This is a genomic window from Algoriphagus sp. AK58 (assembly GCF_014324365.1).
In the GTDB taxonomy this organism is placed as follows: domain Bacteria; phylum Bacteroidota; class Bacteroidia; order Cytophagales; family Cyclobacteriaceae; genus Algoriphagus.
Genome location: NZ_QEIG01000014.1, coordinates 240,295 through 257,674 on the forward strand (window position 1 = coordinate 240,295; position 17,380 = coordinate 257,674).

12 protein-coding genes are annotated in these 17,380 nt (G+C 38.5%); 11 read left to right on the plus strand and 1 reads right to left on the minus strand.

The genetic code is table 11. The features are described from left to right. Positions 1–23: 23 nt before the first annotated feature. A complete protein-coding gene (locus tag DDT91_RS14220) occupies positions 24–1,133 on the minus strand; it encodes a hypothetical protein (protein WP_187176860.1) in 1,110 nt (369 codons plus the stop codon). Positions 1,134–1,305: 172 nt separating this feature from the next. On the opposite strand from DDT91_RS14220, the gene DDT91_RS14225 reads away from it, so the two are divergent. From DDT91_RS14225 to DDT91_RS14275, 11 genes are read left to right on the plus strand one after another with little or no spacing between them, the layout of a single operon-like run. Beyond that, the gene (locus tag DDT91_RS14225; RefSeq protein ID WP_187176861.1) at positions 1,306–3,294 is read left to right on the plus strand and encodes a tetratricopeptide repeat protein; all 1,989 of its coding nucleotides are present in this window, start codon (positions 1,306–1,308) and stop codon (positions 3,292–3,294) included. A 12-nt stretch (positions 3,295–3,306) separates the two neighbouring features. Further along, entirely contained in the window at positions 3,307–3,933 is a 627-nt protein-coding gene (locus DDT91_RS20830) for a nucleotide pyrophosphohydrolase (protein ID WP_222718649.1), read from the plus strand. Next, positions 3,930–6,269 carry an McrB family protein gene (locus tag DDT91_RS14235; RefSeq protein ID WP_187176862.1) on the plus strand — a complete coding sequence of 780 codons (2,340 nt, stop codon included), beginning with the start codon at positions 3,930–3,932 and terminating at the stop codon, positions 6,267–6,269. The genes DDT91_RS20830 and DDT91_RS14235 overlap by 4 nt, the downstream gene beginning before the upstream one ends. 6 nt (positions 6,270–6,275) lie before the next feature. Next, entirely contained in the window at positions 6,276–8,666 is a 2,391-nt protein-coding gene (locus tag DDT91_RS14240; RefSeq protein WP_187176863.1) for a DUF2357 domain-containing protein, read from the plus strand. A gap of 9 nt (positions 8,667–8,675) precedes the next feature. After that, positions 8,676–9,107 carry a hypothetical protein gene (locus DDT91_RS14245; RefSeq protein WP_187176864.1) on the plus strand — a complete coding sequence of 144 codons (432 nt, stop codon included), beginning with the start codon at positions 8,676–8,678 and terminating at the stop codon, positions 9,105–9,107. After that, complete coding sequence (locus tag DDT91_RS14250; protein ID WP_187176865.1) at positions 9,104–12,763, plus strand: DUF6079 family protein; 3,660 nt, start codon at positions 9,104–9,106, stop codon at positions 12,761–12,763. Before DDT91_RS14245 ends, DDT91_RS14250 begins: the two co-directional genes overlap by 4 nt. Before the next feature lie 43 nt (positions 12,764–12,806). Next, positions 12,807–13,340 carry a hypothetical protein gene (locus DDT91_RS14255; protein ID WP_187176866.1) on the plus strand — a complete coding sequence of 178 codons (534 nt, stop codon included), beginning with the start codon at positions 12,807–12,809 and terminating at the stop codon, positions 13,338–13,340. A 3-nt stretch (positions 13,341–13,343) separates the two neighbouring features. Next, positions 13,344–13,730, plus strand: coding sequence for a helix-turn-helix transcriptional regulator (locus DDT91_RS14260; protein ID WP_187176867.1), 387 nt, complete (start codon positions 13,344–13,346; stop codon positions 13,728–13,730). Position 13,731: 1 nt separating this feature from the next. Next, a complete protein-coding gene (locus tag DDT91_RS14265) occupies positions 13,732–14,169 on the plus strand; it encodes a hypothetical protein (protein ID WP_187176868.1) in 438 nt (145 codons plus the stop codon). 17 nt (positions 14,170–14,186) lie between these two features. Then, positions 14,187–16,820, plus strand: coding sequence for a DNA methyltransferase (locus DDT91_RS14270; RefSeq protein ID WP_187176869.1), 2,634 nt, complete (start codon positions 14,187–14,189; stop codon positions 16,818–16,820). A gap of 44 nt (positions 16,821–16,864) precedes the next feature. Further along, on the plus strand, positions 16,865–17,368 hold the full coding sequence (locus DDT91_RS14275) for a hypothetical protein (RefSeq protein ID WP_187176870.1): 504 nt from the start codon (positions 16,865–16,867) through the stop codon (positions 17,366–17,368). Positions 17,369–17,380 lie beyond the last annotated feature (12 nt).

Consider the following 17,380-nt stretch of genomic DNA (forward strand, 5'->3'; position numbering starts at 1 on the left):
CCACTCAGGAATTTCACCCAAAACTACCAGTTTTTGTTCTGCTCTTTCGGGAATTCCGGAGGATATTTTCCAAGCAACTCATCTTCATGGCCAGAAGTAGGATCAAGCCATGTCGCCTTATCCATTGCCCATTTGATCCAATCTCCATCAAGTTCCTTTTCATTTGCCTGAATGTGATTGATGTAATCTTTCAAGATTTGGGATTGCTTCCATCGGTTGGCCTTGTCAATCAATTCTTGGAAATTCTTGAACTCGATTTTCTTATTTTCAAGGATTTGTTGCTTTCTTCTTTCTTGTTCTTCATGAATTCTACGTCTTTCTCGATTCTCCAAAATCTGGCGATTAAGTTCTTGAGCCTTAACTTCTAGGTATGAAATGATTTTTGGGATTTGCAGTTCCAAGCTTTCTTTTTCATCAGTCCATTCTTTCTTGCTATAATGGTCATTTTGAAAATATAGGGTTCCAGTTGGTACATATTTTTGACTGTCCCATGTCCCTCTCTTTTCCTTGACTATTTTCAGTCTTTCTTTCAGTGCAATTTTAAGCCTTGCTTCTCCAATAACTAGATGCGTGGTTGATCCCCAATCAACGCTTATTTTGTGGCCTCTTAGGTCAATGATGTAAAGAAACTTCTTAAGAAATCGAAGTGCTTTATTTTGAATACTCCTCGAAAAACGGACATCAAACTCTCCACGAGATGGCTCCCAGGAATCACTGAATCTTCCGTAGCCATCTCCCTTTTTGGTTTTTAGCTCTTCTATCAAGCTTTTAAACAAGGGATGGCTCACGCCACTGAACTCATTTTCTGAAAGCAAGGGAGCATATTGCTCTTTTATTTCATTTATTATTTGGTTTTGTCTGAAGGTCTTTTCTGAAATTACCTGCTCGCCTGTTTTCCTTTTCTCAAGTATGATTTGTTCTTTAGTTTCAAATTTTGGCAGGGATGGCTTTTTGTAGGTTTTCCCTAGTCTCAATCTTGCCCAATGTCCTTGGCTTGGTAAGGGGATTTTGAGACGAGTGCAGATTTTTCTTAGCCCTGTGTCTGAGATTTGGTAATCTTTTGCTAAATGAGAGAAAGGCTTTTGCCAAACGAGTTCGAATAGCTCTTCTCGAGAGAGTTGTATTGTATCCATGGGTGTGGAATTGAAAATTTAAACCTTGGTCAAGTTCCTGAAAAAACGCTTTCATTAACCAGCTTTTTTTCAAATTGACACTGTGTGTCAAGCTTTCTGATGAAACTTGATTAAATCGCTTTTTGAAGGGGATTACCTTCCAATTCCTATAGATTTTCAGTTTATTTAAATCATGAAAATCATTTACCAGAAGTCAGAATTTTTGAAAAACCTCTTCCCCGAGGTAAATATGAATGATAACCAAGCTGTTGAAACTGCCATTCACAAATACCTTATTGGTTTGGGAACAACAGGGATAGTCAAAATAGAGGGAGATTTGATTTCCGTTGAACTTCCTGACATTTTCGAGCCGGAATTTCCAAAAGAATTTTATCAAGCCACCAATCTTTGTGCTCAGGGGAAATTTGTAGAAGCCAGACCGATTTTTGAGGAGTTGATCAAGAAGACTCCACATGTAAGTGAATATTACAGAAATCTTGCTCAAACCTTTGAGGAAGACGGTCAGCATGAAAAGGCTATTGATATCCTAATTGATGCACTGAGATGGGATCCAAAAAACCATTGGGCATTGATATTAATGGGAAACATCTATGCCAGACATAAGGATGATCCCGATACTGCGATGACGTATTATGATCAGGTGGTAAATGCAGACCCAGGTAACTTTATCGCTCTCAATAATATAGGAGGGGCTTTTTTGCAAAATGGTAAGCTTGACCTTGGTGAAAAATATATGCTTAAGGCTTACCAGATCAACCCCAAATATCCAAATACTTCTTATGCACTTGGGTTAATTGCTGAAATGAAAGGGGATAATTTAAGTGCCTTCAAGTATGCTCAGGAAGCAATCAAGAATTCTGATTCTTCACAGTCACCTATATTTCAAAACAGTCTAAAGACTGCTTTGCAGGCTTCAAAAAAAATAACCGATTCAGACGAGGGTAAGGAAGACTTGGTTGATTTTATCAATCAGCTCGAATTAAAAACTGACAAAGAAATCCGAATTGAGGAAGATAGTACTATTCCAACAGCTGCCACGGTTCAAATTGCGGAAAACCACCAACGGGATTACCATTTGATCAAATTTAAGCCAGCCTTGGCAATTGATCACATCATTCTCCATGAACTGGTTCATATCCATTTTTATCATGAGGCACGCCAAATCAACGAGAATAAGCTATTTATAGTGCAAGGAGAGAAGGAGAAGGAATTCAAAAGGAAGTATGCCAAAGAAATCAAGGACTTAATAAAAAAGGGTTTTCCAGAGAAACAGATCAATAAAGTTTTTGGGGAGCTCTTTCATGGGATTCTTCGTCAGGCGTTCAATACTCCCATTGATATGTTCATCGAAGACCTGATTTTTGAAAAGTTTCCCTCATTAAGGCCACATCAATTTCTTTCCTTATATCGCCTTGCTTCCGAGGGATTGGCAGCTGTCAGTAATCCACAGGCGAAGAATTTGATTCCATCAGAAATCCTATTTCAAACCAAGATTTATAATATGCTGGCTGCGAGACATACCGACAGATTGTTAGGGACCAGGTTTGAGGAACAGTATAAAGCAACAGGAAGAGAAAAAGAGATGCTCAATTCCCTATGGGATGAGTTTTTAGAATATAGAAACGACCGAGAACCAGGTGAAGAATACGAGTTGGTTCAGCATTGGGGTGATGACCTGGGATTGTCTGATATATTTTCCTTGGTGGATGAAGAAGCACATCAAAAGAAGCGGGATAATGTCTTCTCTTCCAAAACGCCAGAAGATGTCCTAGAATCTATTGAACGAGATCCGGAATCCTTGGGAAGGTATACAGAAAGTGAGGATAGAGAAATGTCTGACTTTATCAAATCGCATTCTGGTAAGAATATCAATATGGCTGTTGCTTTTTACATGGTTGATGCCTTGGAGTATTTTGCAAAGCTCCCAATTGAAAAAATTAAAGAGATCGCCTTCGAAGTGGCTACACTAGGCCAGTCAGGTATTGATCCGAAAAAGCAAGGCTACCGCTTGAATAAAATACCAGGAAAGGTATTTTCAGGTTACAAGCTTTTGGCTTATTATTACGTTAGTTGGGCAAAAGCGATTCCTGAAATGCTTTCTATGCTCCAAATGCCATTCGACAAAGAGTATAAATTGGCACTCTCTTTTTTTAAAAAATAATTTTTGGATGAAGTGAATAAACTCAGATCTGTAATCAGACACCCAAATTTCAAGCCGGAAGAATTTGGGGGCTTTATAAGTGGGGACTTTCAGTTTTGCAAGTTATTCTTTTTGGGTGATCGAACTCTAAAGGAGACGTTTGATGAAGTAAATCTTTTTCTTGAAGAGAATGGCTATTACCGGCTGAATTACAATGATTTTAAAGAAGAGCTTACAATTTCATGGGATCTTGTCACCATCGCTGCCAATCAGTATGCGAATGAAAATGATCGACATTTGGTGCTGACGATCAAGATTTTTGATCCTTGGGATAATCCAGTTGATAGGGTGTTGGTTGAGTTACTCCAATTTCGAAATGCCAGGGATTGGGGACAATTCCATAATTCCAAAGATCTGGCTTTAGCACTAAGTGTGGAGGCTTCTGAATTGCTAGAACTATTTCTCTGGAAAGAAAATGAAGAAGCGAATCCGGAGAAATTAAAAGAAGAGTTGGCCGATGTCTTTTTGTATGGGCTTCTCTTGATGCATAAACACGGGTTCGATTTTGAGGAGATTCTGAGGCAGAAAATCGAAGCAAATGAAAAAAAGTATCCTGTTTCCAAAGCGAAAGGATCCGCTAAAAAGTACAATGAATTATGAACGAGCAGGTTTTAGTCTACGAAATAAAAAGTTCCGCAGTCCAAAATGCTGTCAACCTTTTCAGCAATGATCAAAAGTATTTTTATTGGAATGACTCCAGCTTCAAGTTTTTAAATGAAGGAGACTATGTCTTTATAGTCAATGTTACCTCTAGGTGGGTTTTATTCACAAAATTCTTGGAGAAAAGGATACAAACTGAACCTGATTATGGGAATCTTATTTCTAGATTCAACCATAATGGAAAAAGTTTTGAACCCGTAGCCCCTAGTTCTGCCAAGTTAGAGGAGTGGAATAATTTTATCCACCTCGAAGTTCTTCAAAAAATCAATCTTCCTAAGGAATGGGTTTGGAAAAGCCTAGGGAGTAGTGAAACGACCTATCTCAATGGATCAAGAATAAATAAAGATGCAGCATTAAACAGGATGTTAAATATTGAACAATTAAAAATGCTTTCAGATGATCATCAATATCAAGAAGTTTTGAATGCTAGCCTTGAAAATTTTATCGGAGGTACCTTGAACCCAATAATTCTGAAAGCTATAAAAACGGAAAAAATTCAAAAGATCATTACCGATCCAGATTTTTATTTTCAGTTAGCCAAAAACAAGCTTGAAGAGTTTGAAAATTTTCCAGATTTGAGTCAAGGCGATCTTGATGATTTGCTGGCTGATTTTTCTGAATCTGATGCTACTTATTCAGATTATATTAAGAAGTTAGATGAGAAAAGCACAGAATATAGATTATTCTTCTTGATTGGGGAGCTCGTTAGTTATTGCGATTTCAATGCTGCTGGTAAAAAGCAACTTAATCAATATGAGGATAATAGAGTCCTTGCTAAATCAAATGTGAGGCAAACTGATTGGGTAAAAAGTCTCCTGAAATATAAGGTAGGTGGATTGAACTTAGAGGGAATTCCAGACAGCATAAAAAATGCGATTTCATTTCTAAAGAATCCTGATGAGGGATCAACCATGCTAAGTGAAAAACATCGTGAACGAGCCTCAAAAAACCTTTTAGGTTTGGATTACAACTCAACTGATTTTCTGAATTCTGTCAAGATTTTTTTTAAACCATACAATATTAACTGCAACAATCCTTTGAACTACACACTAGTTCTAAGCAAAATATTTTATGATGAAGAGGTCAAAAAACTTTGGGATAGTGATGGCAAAGAGGAGGAGAACCAACAGGATACTGATAATATGAATTTCAAAGAAATTATCAATCATGTCCATAATTATATAAAAAGTAAAGGTTTCAAATATGAGATCGAAGAGGTTGCGAATTTCTATTTGGCACTAAAGTCCAAGCCTTTTGTAATCCTTGCTGGAATTTCGGGTACAGGAAAAACTCAACTTCCACGGAAATTTGCTGAAGCCGTCGGAATGAAAAAGGAAGAACAGGTTATTCAGGTTCCTGTAAGACCCGATTGGACAGATTCCAGCGATTTGATTGGTTATACGGCACTGGATGGAAAATTCGTGCCTAAACCATTGATTGATGCTGTTCTCAAAGCAAAGAACGATAAAGAAAAGAAACCCTATTTTTTCATTTTAGATGAAATGAATCTCGCCAGGGTGGAACATTATTTCTCTGACTTTTTGAGCATCATTGAAACTAGAGAACTGAAAGATGGAAAAATTGTCACTGATGTCATTATCAGGGATGAGTCATTTAAAACTGAGGATGATAAATCCAAATACGGAAATTTAACCTGGCCAGAAAACCTGTTTCTTATCGGTACAGTGAATATGGATGAGACAACCCATGCATTTTCCCGGAAAGTGCTGGATAGAGCCAATTCCATCGAAATGAATTCCATTAATTTGAAATGGATCAAACCTTCTGAATTATCGATTGAACCACTTAAATCGATTTCACCCAAATTCTTCCACACCGAATTTATTGAATCAAAGCAACTTACTGAATCTGACCTTGAGTCAATCTCTAAGGAGATGGAGATCCTATTTGCAATAAACGATTCATTAAAAAGAGCTGACTTACATTTTGCTTACCGGGTAAGAGACGAGGTAGCTTTCTACCTTGTCCTTAATAAAAAATATGGCCTTATGGATTCCGATGTGGCTTTGGATTTCCAATTAATGCAAAAAGTTTTGCCCAGGATACACGGTAGTTCCAGAAGGGTTTATCTGGCCTTGTTAGGAATCTTGGAAGTATTGACAAAGAAGGAATTCAATGAATCTGAATATGAGATGGCTACCATAAAAAAAATGGTAGAAGACACTCAGAAGTCAAAATATCAGAAGTCAATAGACAAAATTCTGTTCATGTTGGAAAGGTTTGATGAAGATAGGTTTACTTCATTTTGGGTATAAGTACACATGGCCGAACCCACTTCACATAATTTTGATATTCCTGGTTATGGGAAAGTTGAATTGGATATTCCGATTTCCGAAAAATCCTTTTATCGTCCTTTGTACTCTGTGCCGCCCAAGTTCCGAGTAAAAATTCTAGGGAAAGAAGTTTCTTCCGATGAAGTTTTTCATGTGTTTGAATGGCAAAGGGTCACCATCAATCTGATTTTTAAAAAAATTAGTGATGCACCATTCTCATTGATTGTTAACAACAATACTAAGTTCAAATCCAAACTACTTTTAGATTTTCATGTACTTAATGGGGTTCTGGTATTTGAAAATCAGGTAGGAGAGACGAGCCTTAAGGTTATCAACCAATTCCAAGAAACACTGCTAGAAATAGAGTTTGAGGTCTTTCCTCTCAAAATGGATTATAAGTCCGACTACAGGGCGATGGTTCTGGAACTTTCCCAAATTATTAGAAACCTGACTTACTCATTCTTAAAGGACACGTATCAAAAGGCAAAACCCAAAATTCAGGGACATACTACTGAACATGAATGGTGGAGTATTCTTGATGAGCTATTTGAGATCTTCATCAAAAATATGGAAACGATCAAAAGGCAACCCAAACATGAGATTTTGCATGAAGAGCAAATACTCCCTGTGGATCGGATCAAAAGGGGATCCGTCAAAAATGCAGGATGGTTCCAGAAAAACACAAAATTTTTAAGCGCTATTACCGGATTACAGGTAGTGCCTGAAAAATATTTTACACATGCACTGTCTGTCAAGAAAAGAACTTCCTACGATACATACGAAAATCGATTTGTCGTTTATGCAATCAAGGAAACGCTTTCAAGAATTTCTTTTTACCGGAAGGAGATTTTTAAAGGTGGAAAGCTAGAAAACACCTACATGGGCAAAAAAATGGCTGCCTACCAGGAAAAGCTCCAAAGTTTTTTACACCAATCGCCTTTTGATGAGGTAGGATTATTTGAAAAAAGAAGCTATTTCTCAACCACCTTAACCAAGGGAGCAGGATACAGAGACTTTCTTCAGATTTTCATGCTTTTAAACAAAGGTCTGGAGATTCTGAATGATGATATTTTTAAAATTGACCAGAAAGAGATTTCCACTCTTTATGAATATTGGTGCTTTTTGAAATTGTACGAACTCATAAAAGGTGAGATTGGCTACGAAATGAACTTTCAGAGCCTGATCAAACTCAAGGCAGGTAAGTTTAATGTGGATTTGAGAAAAGGAAATGAATCCGAAATCAGATTTAAAAATCATCATGGAGAGGAGCTTTCCCTATATTTCAACAAGGAGTTTGGGCCGAGAACCAAGCATACTTTTACCTACAATCAAATCCCGGATTTTTCCCTGAAATTCAAGAAAAAGGGATATGATAGCCCATTCTGGTATATCATTGATTCGAAATATAGATTCAATCAAAATAAAGGTGAGGCTGAGTTTGATGCTCCTGATGATGCCATTGGACAACTTCACCGTTACAGGGATGCGATCTTACATTCTAAGGTAAGACAGACTACCTATAAATCTGCGATTAAAAATCTTGGAGGGGTTATTTTGTATCCTTTTCCAAATGAAGAAAAAGACTTTGAGAGTAATAGATATTACAAAAGCATTGAGGAAGTAAATATTGGTGCATTGCCCTTTTTGCCAGGCAAAACCAGTCTTGCCAAAAAATTTCTTCATAACCTTATCAATGAAAAGTCTCCTGAGGATCATTTCGAAGAATACATCGATATGGACTTTGACGAATACAGCCAAAAGCTCTCCTCTTTTGATAAATGGGTGACTATAGGGGTAATTCGGAGTGCAAATCAGAAAGAGAGAATTGAATTACTATTAGGGAAAAAGATCCATTATGTGCCTTTTATAAAGGAGGTCGCCAGCAGAATTTATTCATCAAAGAAATTACTGGCTTGTGTCTCAGGTACAGATCAGGGATATCTTTTTGAGGTGAAGGATTACCAAGTTCTAACCAGAGGTGAATTAAAAGAACAATATGAAATTTCTTGGGGAATGCGGGCTGAACGATACATAGTTTTCAATCTTTCAGAAGGATTTCAAAAGCTAAGTATTTCGCCGAGTATTATACCGGTAAACTTCCGATATACCACTCAAGGAGGGCTGGATATTTATTTGAGCAATGAAATAAAAAGCCCTAGAGATTTGTATATCAATAATTTAACAGCATATCGACTTTATACTACCCTCCAAAGAAGAAAGATTGAATTTCAAGTCTCCTGGGGTGAAAGCAAATCAGATTTGAGCGAGGTGAACTTCTCCTTTGGAGATTTAACTGTAATCACCTCGGAATTACATCCTTCGCGATACAGAGTCGAAGGAGAATTCTTTTCCTTGGATAAAGTTTTGTCATTGATCTAACCCTTTTTAATGGAACCTACCGTAGCAGAAAAAATCAAATCCTACATTAGTGCTATCTCCAGAAACCGAATCGTTTTTCACCAGACAATAATATCAGATTTGGAATATGTCGATTTGGGTAAAGAGCTTTCTAAGGCTATTTTTAACCAGATGAATCAAACCAAACTCTCCATGAGAGCTTTGGTCGAACTGGAAAAAATTCTCGAAAAAGGAGTCAAAAATCACTATAAGTACGGAACCTGTCTGGCTATCTGTAATCTGGGAATCCTTTTTGAACCCGAGTTAAAACTCGATTTCTCCGGTTTTTTGGATAAATATTCCAAGAACAACGTCCTTTTTGTCAAATGGGAAGGTGAGGCAGATTCCGATCACCTCTACTTTTTGACTATCCAAAATGGTATCAAAATCAGCATCAAGAATATAAGCCATATCAAAATATGAAGTACAAAGATCTTTTAAACTTTGAGCCCATCACCGAGGTGGTAAAATTTAGCCGGACTAATGAGTTTGATTATCAGAAGACTCTGGTTAAAACTTTTGTGTTTTCGGACACTTTCAAAAACCACCTTATTCCCTTAATGATCCGAAATCTGGATTTGAATTTTTCCGGGGAGTCTTTTGGCTTGCAGGTAGTTGGTAACTACGGAACGGGTAAATCCCACCTCATGTCTTTGATTTCACTTTTGGCAGAAAATGAAGAATTGATTGACTTGGTCAATGATGACAAGCCGAAAAAAGACCTGAAAACAATTGCCGGAAAATTCAAAGTTCTTCGATTCGAACTGGGTAACACAGAAAGCCTTTGGGAGGTAATCACCTATCAGATCGAAGAATACCTGAAAACCCAAGGCATTCATTTTTCTTTTGATGCTTTCGGTCCTAAGCCTTATTTCGAAAAGCTTCTTCTGATGATGGCCGAATTTGAGGAGAAGTTTCCGGGTAAAGGTTTTCTTATTGTCATCGATGAGATGCTGGCTTATCTCAAAGGGAGAAGCGCAGCGGACAAACTCAATCAGGATTTGGCTGTTCTTCAGGCACTTGGTCAGGCTTGTGATAAGTCTAAGTTTAAGTTCATTTTCGGTGTTCAGGAAATGATTTACCACTCTCCTGAATTCCAGTTTGCAGCAGAAATGCTCCAAAAAGTGAATGACCGATACAAGGATATCATGATCACCAAGGAAGATGTGGCATTCATTGTGAAAAACAGATTGCTTCGAAAGGATGAACATCAAAAGCAAAAAATCAAAGCACATCTGGATCCATTCCTGGGACTTTTCACAGATATGCATGCTAGGACACAGGACTACATCGAGCTGTTTCCTGTACATCCGACCTACTTTGAAAACTTTGAAAAAATAAGAATCGGGAAAAGTCAGCGTGAAATCCTCAAGACTCTGTCCAATCAGTTTTCCGGAATCCTTGAGCAGGAAGTTCCAAAAGACAACCCCGGTTTATTGACTTATGATCAGTATTGGGAGGATTTGCAGAAAAGTCAGGATCTGATGGCAATTCCTGATATCCGAAGAGTCAAAGAGATAACAGATACGATTTTGGACAAAGTGGACTCGTATTTTACCGGAGTAAGGGCTTCCAAAAAGTTGGTGGCACGTAGAATTATTAATGCTTGTGCGATAAAAATTCTCCAGCATGAGCTGCAGAAGCAGCACGGCACCAATACAGAGCAGTTGGTGGATGACCTTTGTCTAACAGATAAACTTGCCAACGACCGGGAATTTCTGATCGATGTAATCGACTCTGCTGCACAGCAGATCATCACAGCCACCTCTGGTCAGTACTTCGACAAAAACCCTGACAACTCCATTTTCCATTTGAGAATAGAAGGAGGGATTAATTTTGATCAAAAAATCAGGGACTACGCTGCCACCATGGGAGACTCCCAAAAGGATGAGTATTTCTTCAAATTTCTCGAGGTCAATCTTCCCCTGACACACGATACCTACCGGACCGGCTTTAGAATCTGGGATCACAGCATTGACTGGAAATCTCACAAAACCTATCGGGAGGGATACATTTTCTTTGGAAACCCCAACGAGAAATCCACTACCCATCCCCGACAGCACTTTTACATGTATTTCATGCCGATCTTCGATGAAAGTAAGAAAGGCAGAAATCTGGAGGAGGACGAGATATACTTTATTTTTGAAGGCTTATCCAAGGAATTCAAAGAATCGGTCACTTTATATGGAGCAGCAACTGCCCTGGAAGTCCGATCTGACAGCTCTCAAAAAGCCATCTACAGGCAAAAGATTGATGACCTGAATAAAAAAGCAAGGGCACTTTTTGATCAAGAATTTGTCCAAGTGACTCAGGTAGATTACATGGGAACAGAACGTCCCTTGAGTGGGTATCCGCTTCCCGGTGCTGGTTCTAGTAAGGAGCAACTTTTTTCCACTGTTGCCTCCATGGTGTTTGAAAACTGGTTTGAAGACGAAAGGCCTAACTATCCAAAATTCAGTCAGTTAAATTCATCCGTATCGAAGGAGAATTTTGACCGACTGATCAAGCAAGCACTGGCGAAAATCTCCAATCCCGAACAGGCAAACCGAGATGGGGAAGGTATTTTGAGTGGATTAGGATGCTGGGTTCCGGGTATGCTGGATTACAGTCATTCGCCCTATGCCAATAGTCTTCTCAATAAGTTGAAGGACAAAGGGGAAGGAAAGGTTCTCAACAGGGATGAGATCATCGAATTTGTTGATAAGAGTGAGAACATTTGGCTTACCCGGGATTTTAAGATCGAAGCAGAATTGCAATTTGTAGTGATGGCAACCTTGGCCGCTCTCGGTGAAATCGAGATTACGCTGAGCTCTGGGAAATCCATCAATTCCACTAATCTCAATGAACTGAAGGACATCCAAAAACAGGATTTCTATTCCTTTACCCATATCAAGCAACCCAAAGGCTTGAACCTAGCAGCACTTCGAACCATGTTTATCGGGATACTGGGAAGGGATCTGAGCAATTACTTGAAAGATCCATCTACCTACACCCATTTGGTCAATGCTGCCAATGAATGGGCGAGAAAGACGGTAACCCTGCTCAATAAAATTCAGGGTGGATATGCATTCAAAGGGGTGGAGATCGTCACCCAGGATAAGGCTGCTACTTATCGTCAACATTTCACTGCTTTCGCGGGCTTTTGTGATAAACTGTCTAACTATACCTCCGAAGCCAAAATCAAGAACTTTTCCTTCTCGACGGAGGATTTGAGCAAACTTTTGCCCTACAAGGTGGAGGTAGAACAATTGGAGTCAAAGCTGGCTGAGCTTCAAGTGCTGAATGAGGATATCTCGTACCTGCAACAGTGCCGGCAATACATCACTGATGCATCATTTAAGGAGGAAATATCTAATGCTATTCAACAATTAGCTCAGATCTTGGAAAGTGAGGATGCCACTCCACTCACTGCCTACAAGCAACAGCTGAAGCAGCTCAAAGAAAAGTATGCAGAATGGTACCTGGGATTATACCTAAAGTACCGAATCAGCCAAAATGACGATACCAAAAAGCAGGCAATGTTGGATTCGGATGAAAAAGTAATCTGTGATATCCTCAAGGATGCCGATTTTCTGTCCTCCGGGCAATACAATCAATGGTTGACTAAAATCAATAAGCTTCAAGCGGCTGATTTCAGAGTAAACAAAGAAGCCGTTCTTGTTGCACCTTTCCAGGATTTCAACCCCATGGATTTCGTAGGAACTGCTGGCTTTACTGTAAGTCAGCTTAAAGAGGAATTGACAGACCTGCTTGATCAGTGGATCTCTACGCTAAAGGATAGTCTGGAAGATCCCATGGTGAAAAAGAAATTGAATCTCTTGGATGACAACACCCAGAAACTTCTCAGTGATTTTAAATCCGGAGTAGTGGAGCTGGCAAAAGATAATGCATTACGCATTCGTAATGCGATTATGGATTTGCATAAGGGATTGGAAAAGATTGAGTTGATTATCGATGATATGAAGTCGAGCTTCAATAAACCTTTGACTCCTGATGAAGCCATAGAAGCATTCAAAGCCTATATCGAACAAATGTCCAAAGGCAAAGAACGGGATAAAATCCGGATCATTTTAAAATGATTTAACTTAAAAGTGAAAATTTTACTTTTTATTTAACTTTAAGATGAATAGTTTTGCTAAAATTCTTTTGGTACAGCGGTTTAGGAAAGTAACCTATTATACCATAAAAGTAGAAGGGGACGAATTGAGTTTATTCGGACAGTTTAAGGAAAAGCACACAGTTGAAAACAGACTTAAATTGAACCATATCCTTGCTTGGATTAAGGTAATCGGAATTGATTATGGAGCAAAGGGAGTTTATTTCAGAAATGAAGCTGAAACAGCAGATACATCCGCACTTCCTCCGGAAAACCCCAATTGGGAACCTACCTATGTGGAGTGGGACGAAGAATCGCAGACAGGCCAAACCAATAATCTCAGGCTCTACACATTTAGAGCGAATGACCGAGTAGTTTTCCTTTTTAATGGAGATATAAAGACAGCTGAAACAGCACAGGAGTGTGATAAGGTAAGGCCTCATTTCAGGCTTGCCAATAGATTGACCAAGCTTCTTGAAGCTAGTTTTGGTAATGAAATCAAATGGAATAATGATCAAACCGATATCATCATAGAAGAAGGGTTTGAATTAAACTGGTAAATAATGGAAAGAGAAGGAAGTATGATCACAGATTGGTTGGACCAATACGGTGATCCTGAAGTAGAAGCGTTCATCAGTAAAAATCTGGCGATTACTGAGAAAGTGCGGCAGGCACTGGAATTCAAAGGGTGGACCAGAATGCAATTTGCAGAAGCCATGGGCAAAAGTCCATCGGAGGTGAGCAAATGGCTCACTGGGATGCACAACCTTACCCTGAAAAGTATCATCAAAATGGAAAGTGTATTGGGAATTAACCTGATCCAATGTGAGCCCATGCAAGAGTATGAATACATCTTTCTGGGGATGGTCAATGTAGGAATGGCGGCTGAGGAACCACGAGCAGAATATAGCTCTGCAACTGAAAAAGTGGAATTTGAGATAGCCATGTAAAATGGAAAGAAAGCAGGCACCCATCGTTCCCCAAGAAATCCACCTCCTTAGAGTGGAGGTAGTCCAGCAGAAAATGGACTTGGCGGCTTTCAAAAAGAACAAAAGCCACAAACTGAATGTCGGACACAAATTCCTCCACAACCTCAAGGATGAGCGAGTCAAGTTGGAATTTGTGTTTTCTTTTTCGGATGAGCAGAAGAACGAGCTGCTGTTTTTTCAGATCGATTTTCACTTCCATGTAGAGCACCTTTCTAACTTTTACGAACTGAAGTCAGAAAACCAGCCCATTTTCGATGCTCACCTTATGGCCACCCTAATCGGAATTGCTTTTTCAACCGGTCGAGGGATCATCTTCGAGAAACTAACCAATGCTGGAGTATCCAATGTGCTCCTTCCAGTAGTGTCTCCACAAGAGATGCTGAGAAAAAACCACCAATAACCCCAATTACCCAAGCTATGAACAGCCAAGGACAGGATAAAATCATCGTACTCGGAAAGGAATTCCCCTCAGAGGAGGAGCGAAGAGCCTATTTCCGTGAGGAACTGCGTAAGAAACTCCCCGAACTTAAGAAGATGGAAGGTTTTCCCATCGGGGAAGATGAAGATATCCTGAATCTAAGCGATCCGCCTTACTACACAGCCTGTCCCAATCCTTGGCTCAATGACTTTATTGCTGAATGGGAATCCGAAAAGAAGGAACTGGAAAAGAAGGGGCTAAGAAAAGCGGATTTTGAAGTCGCAGAACCTTATGCTGCAGATGTGAGTGAGGGTAAAAACAACCCCTTTTATAATGCCCATAGCTATCATACCAAAGTGCCTCACCCTGCTATTATGCGGTATATATTACACTACACCCAGCCCGGAGATATTGTATTTGATGGGTTTGCTGGGACAGGGATGACAGGTGTGGCGTCCTCGCAATGTCAAAATCCAACGGATGAAGTTAAATATCAAATCGAAAAAGATTTTAAAACCAGTTCAATTTCAAACCCTAATTGGGGAAGAAGACATGCTATTCTTGGAGAATTATCACCGGCAGCATCTTTTATATCTTACAATTACAACAGTAAAATTAACTTGAATGAATATCAAGCCACGATTGAGAAGATATTGAGTAAAATTGATTTGGAATTGGGTTGGATGTATGTTACAAATCATAGTGATGGGACTAAGGGGAAAATAAACTTCACAGTGTGGAGCGATGTATTTTTATGTTCTTACTGTGGGGAAGAAATCGTTTTTTTTGAAGAAGCAACAGATAAAGAAACAGGTAAATTATTGGAAGAATTCAAATGTCCAAAATGCAATGCAATTCATAAAAAGCGAAACTTAGAAAAGGCGAAAGTAAGTATTTATGATAGAATTTTAGATCAAGTAATTCTTCAATCTAAAAAAGTGCCGGTCCTGATAAATTATACAGTAAATGAGAAAAGATTCGAAAAAAAACCAGATAAAGATGATTTCTTACTATTGAATAAAATCTCTGACATCCAAATTGATTTTTGGTTTCCGACCTATAGATTGCCCGATGGTGATGAATCAAGAAGAAATGATGATGATGGATTTACTCACACTCATCATTTTTACAATAAAAGAAGCCTGATACTATTAAGTACCTTGTATAGTTATTGTGAAGGTGATCCCTTAAAATCAAAGCTTTGGTTTCTATTCGAACAGTGGGTTATAGGACTTTCATTATTAAATCGTTACTCACCAACTCACTATTCACAAAATAATAGAAACTTATCAGGAACACTTTATATTGGGTCGCAACTAGCTGAAGTTTCACCTTATTACGCTTTCGAAAAGAAAATTAAAAATCTATATAAAGTTTTTAATTCAATAAAGGAAAACAATCTAATAGGCATTCAATCTGCATCAAATCTACAGTTGAACGACAGTTGTATTGATTATATTTTTACTGATCCGCCGTTTGGGTCAAATATAATGTACTCTGAGCTGAATTTTTTATGGGAATCATGGCTAAAAGTGAAAACTAATATTAAAGAAGAGGCCATAGAAAATAAGACTCAGAAAAAAACAATTTTTGACTATCAGGCAATTATGACTGATTGCTTTAAAGAAATGTTCAGGGTGCTAAAGCCGGGAAAATGGATGACCGTTGAATTTAGTAATACAAGTGCAGCGGTATGGAATGGAATTCAGACTGCAATACAAAGAGCTGGTTTTGTAATAGCAAATGTTGCTGGATTGGATAAACAACAAGGAAGTTTTAAAGCTGTAACTACTCCAACAGCAGTTAAACAAGATTTAGTAATAAGTTGCTATAAGCCTTCTATTGAATTCGAAAATGAATTCATTCAGCATAAAAATTCAGCTTTGGGTTTTTGGGAATTTGTCACAGAGCATTTAGATCACTTACCAATTCACATGGCCTCTGGTAATTCTACTACAACCATTATTGAACGAAGCCCAAAGATTCTCTTTGACCGGTTGATTGCCTTTTATGTGCAGCGTGGACTTCCCGTACCTATTGATGCCGGGAAGTTCCAGCAGGGTTTGCGAGAGCGGTTTATTGAGCGGGATGGGATGTTCTTCACTCACGAGCAGGTGCAGGAGTATGACCGTAAAAAAGCCGAGGTTCCTAATTTTATCCAGATGAGCATCTTTGTGGGAAATGAGCAAGATGCCATCTATTGGTTGAGAAATCTACTGGAAAAAGCTTCAAAGACCGAACAAGACCTCCATCCGCTGTGGATGAAGGAAGTAGCAGGTAATATGCGGAAAGGAGACAGCCTGCCAGAGATGCGTACCATTCTGGAAGAAAACTTCCTGAAAAATGAGAAAGGGCAGTGGTATCTCCCAGATCCGGAAAATGAAGCAGACCTGGAAAAACTCCGTACCAAGCGACTGCTCAAGCAATTTGATTTGATCAAAACAGAGGCTTACAAGCCTAAGACCAAGATCAAAGAAGCCCGGGTAGAAGCCTTACGTGCAGGATTTAAGCAGTGCTACCAAGACAAGGACTTTCAGACCATCGTCCAGGTAGGCGACCGCATCCCCAATAACCTCCTGATGGAAGACGAAGTGCTGTTGCAGTTTTATGATATCGCGAGTTCGAGGGTGTAAGAGATTTTAATTCTGTTATAAAAACATTTTAGTGAAATAGATTTATGGGTAAGTCAATGAAATATCAGTTTTTGTTTATTGTTTTTTTGATGTTGTTGTCATGTGGCGAGAGTAAAATGAAGGATCCTGAAGATGTTGGTAAGAAAACTTTTAATTTATTAAAAAAATTGAATCATATACAAATTCAAGAATATATTAATGAATTTATATCCTTGGAGCAGATAAGGTCACTTGCTAAAAATAATGAATTAATTACTAGTGAAAAAGGTAGAAATAGATTATCGAGTTTGTTAAAGGATGAATTTGAGGAAGAGATTATTAGAAATTTTGATTATTTGACAGAAACTGGAGTTGCGCATGAAATAATTTGGAAAAATATTGAATTTCGGGATTATGTCTATGAGATTGAAGAAAATGATGGTTTGAAACTGTATAATGGAAAGGTTTTTATTAATCATTTAGGAGAAGTATATTTTATTAATGTTGCATCAATATGGGTTGGAGATCAATTTGAAATTGTTGAAATAAGAGATTTATACGAAAAATAATTTTTTAATCAT